This window comes from Sphaerisporangium aureirubrum (assembly GCF_042658925.1).
Lineage (GTDB): Bacteria > Actinomycetota > Actinomycetes > Streptosporangiales > Streptosporangiaceae > Sphaerisporangium > Sphaerisporangium aureirubrum.
In genome coordinates this window covers 239,826-244,943 of sequence record NZ_JBHSRF010000005.1, presented here as the reverse complement: position 1 = coordinate 244,943, position 5,118 = coordinate 239,826, and the positions used below count along the sequence as shown (strand labels likewise).

The following is a 5,118-nucleotide window of genomic DNA, read 5'->3' as shown; positions in this document are numbered from 1 at the left end:
GCCACCCCCCAACTCACCCCCACCCCGAACTCCCAAGTCAAAAAGGAAGCCGCCAAGAGCCTCGCCGAATCCTGCGGCTTCTAACCCACCGCCTTGTCCCCTAGAGGGGGATTCAACCGGCGCCGCCGCACTCCTCCGGCGCCGCAGCACTCCTCCAGCGCCAACGCACTCCCCCGGCGCCAACACTCCTCCGGCGCCGACACTCCTCCGGCGCCGACACTCCTCCGGCGCCGACGCGACGAGATCCACGTCGCGGTAAAGACGGCGCCACCTTCCGCAGACGGCCCGGCGTCCACCGTGCAGGCGGCCATCACCCGGCGCCGATGCGGCGGGTCGTGGTGCGGCGAATCCGGCGCCGCCTTACGGCGGACAACCCGTGGTGTGTGCGGTGCCGGGTGAAATGGTCCTTGCGGAGGGCGCGCTTCGCGCGGGAGCCGCAAGGGCTGTTCTCCTGCGGGGGACACCCCCGCACCCCGGGCCCCTGCCGGGCTCATCGTTCCCGCCGCACCCCGGCGCCCCGCCCGAGACGTGCCCCCGTGCCACCCACGGCCATTCCTCCGGCGCCGAGTCGGCGGGTCGTGGCGCGGCCAATCCGGCGCCGCCCTACGGCGGACAACCCACGGTGCGTGCGGCGCCAGGTGAAACGGTCCTTGCGGAGGGCGCGCTCGCGCGAAAAGCGCAAGGGCTGTTCTCCTGCGGGGGACACCCCCGCACCCCGGGCCCCTGCCGGGCTCATCGTTCCCGCCGCACCCCGGCGCCCCGCCCGAGACGTGCCCCCGTGCCACCCACGGCCATTCCTCCGGCGCCGAGTCGGCGGTGTCAACGACGCGTGAATCCTGACCCCCTACCGACGTCTGAAAGTTGACCCCCTGCTGGTGTTGTCGGTCATGGCTTGTCACTGATGGTCGTTGTTAGCCTGGGCTGCGGGAGCACGGCCCAGATCACGGTTTTTGAGGCGGTAGCTGTCTCCTTTCAAGCTGATGACCTCGGCGTGGTGGACCAGACGGTCGATCATGGCGGCGGCCACCACGTCGTCGCCGAACACCTCTCCCCAGCGCCCGAACGGCTTGTTGCTCGTCACGATGAGGCTGGCGCGCTCATAACGGCTGGAGACCAGCTGGAAGAACAGGTTCGCCGCCTCGGCCTCGAACGGGATGTAGCCGACCTCATCGACGATCAGCACCGGGACTCGGGTGAGCTTGGTCAGCTCGTCCTGCAGCCTGCCGGCGGCGTGCGCCTCGGCCAGCCGGGCCACCCACCCGGCCGCGGTGGCGAACGCGACCCGGTGCCCGGCCTGGCAGGCCCGGATACCCAGACCGACCGACAGATGGGTCTTGCCGGTGCCCGGCGGGCCCAAGAACACCACGTTCTCGCGTGCGGTGACGAAGTCCAAGGTGCCCAGATGGGCGATGACCTCGCGCTTGAGAGAGCGCTGGTGATCGAAGTCGAAGTCCTCGATCGCCTTGCGCGCAGGGAAGCGGGCGGCGCGGATGCGGGCCTCACCGCCGTGGGACTCGCGGGCGGCGACCTCGCGTTGCAGGCAGGCGGTCAGGAACTCCTCATGGCTCCACGATTCGGCGCGGGCCCGTTCGGCCAGCCGCTCGATGGCGGCGTGCAGGGACGGCGCCTTCAACGCCCGGGTCAGATAGGCCAGCTCGCCGGCCAGGTTGCGACCACCGGCCGTGGCGCCGGCCATCACGCCACCACCGTGTCGATCGTGTCGATCCCCAGCAGCGTGTCGTAGTCAGCCAGATGGCGCTGTTCGACCTCCGGCTCGGCTGGAGCGGCCACCGCCTGGACCCGGGTGCGGCGCAACGCGGCGGCGGCGTGGGCGTGGGAGGGGTCGGTGATGGTCTGGTGGGCGGCCCAGCACCGCTCATGGACGGCCACCACCTGGCCGCCGCACCTCACGGTGACCTGCTCCAGATCAGCGACAACCTCCACCATGCGGCCGATGACCGCAGGGTGGACCGAGTAGTCGTTGGAGGCGACGCGGATGTAGTGGTCGCGGGCCAGCCGGGTCGCCGTCCGCCAGCCGACCGGCGGAGCCACCGGCGGCAGTGGGAGCATCGCGGCCAGGTCGGTGACGATCCGGTCGGCCGGACGGCACTCGATCCGCCGGTGGTGGCGAACGTTGGCCCGATGGGCCAGCCAGTCGTCCATCTGGGCGTTGAAGTCGCGGGGGCCGGTGAAGGCCCGGCCCGGCAGAAACGAGGTCTCCAGGTACCCGTTCGCCCGCTCCACCAGGCCCTTGGCCTCCGGATCGCCCGGCTTGCACTGGCGGATCGCGATCCCCAGCATCCCGCGGAACGCGTTCGCCTCGGCGGTCAGCTGCGGCCGGCCGCCCTTCCACTGCCCGATCGCGCCCTCGTTGTCCCACACCAGCGTCTTGGGGACCGCGCCCCATCCGCGCAACAGCATCCACATGCCGGCGAACAGGTCACCGGCCGAGCGCGAGGGCAGCATGCGCGCCATCAGCCACCGCGAATAGCCGCTGACCATGACCAGCACCGGCGGGCAGCCCGTCTGCCCTGCCCCCAACGAGATCTTGGCGGGCGGGAACCACAGGTCACACTGGGCCAGCTCACCGGGCTGATAGGTCGTCCGCGAGGCCGGATCGGCCGGCCGGTAGTACGGCCGCAGCAGCCGGATGCGGCCCTTGAGCACGCTCAGCGAGCGGTCCCAGCCGATCCGCTCGGCGATGACGGTTGCCGGCATGTCGGGGAACTCCTCTAGCAGCGCCCGGATCCGGGGTTCGACCGCGTCCACGATCGACCCCTTCCTGGTCCGCTGGTACTTCGGCGGCTCATCGGCCACCAGTGCCCGTTTGACGGTGTTCTTCGAGATACCCATCCGCCGAGCGATCGCCTTGATCGGCATGTGCTCGGCCCGGTGCAACCGGCGGATCTCCGCCCAGTCCTCCACCTTGATCACCCTCCACCGTGGCAGCAGAGGGGTCAGTTTTCGGCCGTCGTCTAGGGGTCAGTTTTCACGTGTCGCCGACAGGCGGGTCGTGGCGCGGCCAATCCGGCGCCGCCCTACGGCGGACAACCCGCAGTGTGTGCGGCACCCGTGAAATAGTCCTGCGGAGGGCGCGCTCCGCGCGAAAAGCGCAAGGGCTGTTCTCCCGCGGGAGACACCCGGCTGAACGCCATGCTGGCCGCGCTCGCGGAGTCCGTAGTGCTGTCCAGGACGGCCCATCCAGCCTCCAGGTAGGCGACCCCCAGAACTGGTGTCGACGGAGAAAGCACAGGGCTGTGCCGCCCCTGAGGGTGGAGATACATTTCGGCACCCCTGGGATCTGGGCCTGGGTTACTCGTTGGTGTTGGTAGTCCGCTGGTGGGTCCATTTGGCTATGTGGTGAGAACCAGAGCCAAGTGAGAGCCATGGCGGCCCCGAACTTCTAAAGCTACGGGAAGCCGTAAAGGGGAACGAGACCAGGCACCTGACAAGCGACTAGGCGCGTGGCCACGCCGTCAAGACTCGTCGTGCCGACGCGCGAGATGAACGGTGATGTCGGCGATGATCTCGACCGTTTCCGGCAGAACGTCGATGATCTGGCGGAACACCTGCTCGCGCTCCGCGTCCGGCAAGACGAGATAAGCCGAGATGGTCGAGAGATGGCCGACGTAGTCGTGAGCAGTCAGCGTCAAACGGCGTTCGATCATGGCCTGCCGGACATCGGTGAACCACTCCGACCGTTGAAGCTCTGTGCCTGGCCACTGCATCTCCGCCTCCGGAGGCGTCCCGTCCGGAGAGGGAACGCCATCACTTGCCAGGAACGCTGAACGCGCCGCGCGGACCGCCTGTTCCACAGCTGGGTCGGCCAGTTCGATCGGGCCGCCGAATGAGGCGAACACGCCACCTGGCTCGACCAGCGAAGCCGCCCGTGACCACCGGCCCTCCGGGTTCGTCCAGTGCAACGCCGCAGCCGCGTAGACCAAGCCGTACCTCTTTCCCGGCCGCAGGTCCTCGAACGCGGCTTGCACGGTCCTGACGTTCGCCGGCACGTGTCTGCGCAGCTCGGTGAGCATGGCCCCATCGGGCTCGGTCGCCGTTACAACGATCCCTCGCTCAGCGAACAGGCGGGTGGCCTTGCCTGTCCCAGCGCCGATCTCCAGGGCGGTCCTGACCGGCCGGGCGGCGTAGGCCGTCACCATGTCGAAGAGCTCCACCGGATACCCTGGCCGGAACCGTTCGTAGGCTTCCGCCATCACTCCGAAGCTCAGTGCGCGACCAGACATGCCGAGCATGGTAGTCCCGAAACGTTCGAATACGGGACGGCCGCGATCGCGGCCAAGCGCTCAAGGTCAGCGCTTCCCGAAAGCCATCCCGAACCCCTGCGATGGCCGGCGTCGCCTGGACCGAGATATCCGGGCCGCCCACGACCGGCAGGGCCAAGACCTGCCAGTCCCTCCGAGGTGGACCTCCTGATCACCGAGGAGGACCGGCTGGCGCCGGTGGCTCCGAATCCCATCGATACCGGTCCGTCGCCCATCGAGGTGGCTCCGGCCCTCACGAGCATCCGGCTCGAACTCATCGACATATCCAGTCCATTCGAGGTCCGAAAGGAGCGAGCCGGTTTGATTGGTGTTGGTTAGTAATGGCGGGGTTGGGTGTGCTGGTGGTCGGGAGTTTGACGTTGTACATCTATCTGTCGCTGACGGGTGTTCCGATGCGGGGCCGGGGCGGCGGGTTTGAGACCCCCGACGGGGTGAAGCACGACTGGCTGACCGGGGTGGACAAGGCGGACGGCACCCGGGAGATAACGTCGGCGGACCGGTACGTGGTATCAGATGCGGCGGTGGGCGGAATACTCGTCCACCAGGCATGGGGCGGTGCTGGTGTGGGTGCGCAGCGAGGCGGGCGCCGATAATCAGGTGAGAATCTGGACGTGGCGTAACAGCGACCGGTGGGACCGCTACCGGTGCTACCTGTGGGAGCTGCCGGGGCATCAGCTGATGGCGGGAGAGCAGGCGCGGATCGCCGTGCGGGAAGCCAAGCTGTCGGGGAAGAGCTGTACCGTGAGCCCGGCAGGGCCCGGGGGTGCGGGGGTGTCCCCCGCAGGAGAACAGCCCTTGCGGCTCCCGCGCGGAGCGCGCCCTCCGCAAGGACCGT

The 5,118-nt window shown here is 69.0% G+C and carries 5 protein-coding genes; 2 read left to right on the top strand and 3 right to left on the bottom strand.

Features of this window, described 5'->3' with window-relative positions:
• Nucleotides 1-895: 895 nt before the first annotated feature.
• The 3 genes from istB to ACFP1K_RS05855 all read right to left on the bottom strand — a co-directional run bounded on the left by istB (nt 896) and on the right by ACFP1K_RS05855 (nt 4,244).
• Nucleotides 896-1,696 carry an IS21-like element helper ATPase IstB gene (gene istB / locus ACFP1K_RS05865; RefSeq protein ID WP_380747707.1) on the bottom strand — a complete coding sequence of 267 codons (801 nt, stop codon included), beginning with the start codon at nt 1,694-1,696 and terminating at the stop codon, nt 896-898.
• Entirely contained in the window at nt 1,696-2,934 is a 1,239-nt protein-coding gene (gene istA, locus ACFP1K_RS05860) for an IS21 family transposase (protein ID WP_380747705.1), read from the bottom strand. The genes istB and istA overlap by 1 nt, the downstream gene beginning before the upstream one ends.
• Before the next feature lie 542 nt (nt 2,935-3,476).
• Entirely contained in the window at nt 3,477-4,244 is a 768-nt protein-coding gene (locus tag ACFP1K_RS05855; protein ID WP_380747703.1) for a class I SAM-dependent methyltransferase, read from the bottom strand.
• 177 nt (nt 4,245-4,421) lie between these two features.
• Between ACFP1K_RS05855 and ACFP1K_RS05850 the strand changes: the two genes are divergently transcribed.
• Entirely contained in the window at nt 4,422-4,601 is a 180-nt protein-coding gene (locus tag ACFP1K_RS05850; RefSeq protein ID WP_380747701.1) for a hypothetical protein, read from the top strand.
• A 279-nt stretch (nt 4,602-4,880) separates the two neighbouring features.
• The coding region (locus ACFP1K_RS05845; RefSeq protein WP_380747699.1) for a hypothetical protein at nt 4,881-5,118 on the top strand (238 nt) is incomplete at its 3' end.

Excerpts from the sequence above, each read along its gene's own strand:
- istB (WP_380747707.1), bottom strand. The coding sequence starts at position 1,696 with ATGGCCGGCGCCACGGCCGGTGGTCGCAACCTGGCCGGCGAGCTGGCC.
- ACFP1K_RS05855 (WP_380747703.1), bottom strand. The coding sequence starts at position 4,244 with ATGTCTGGTCGCGCACTGAGCTTCGGAGTGATGGCGGAAGCCTACGAA.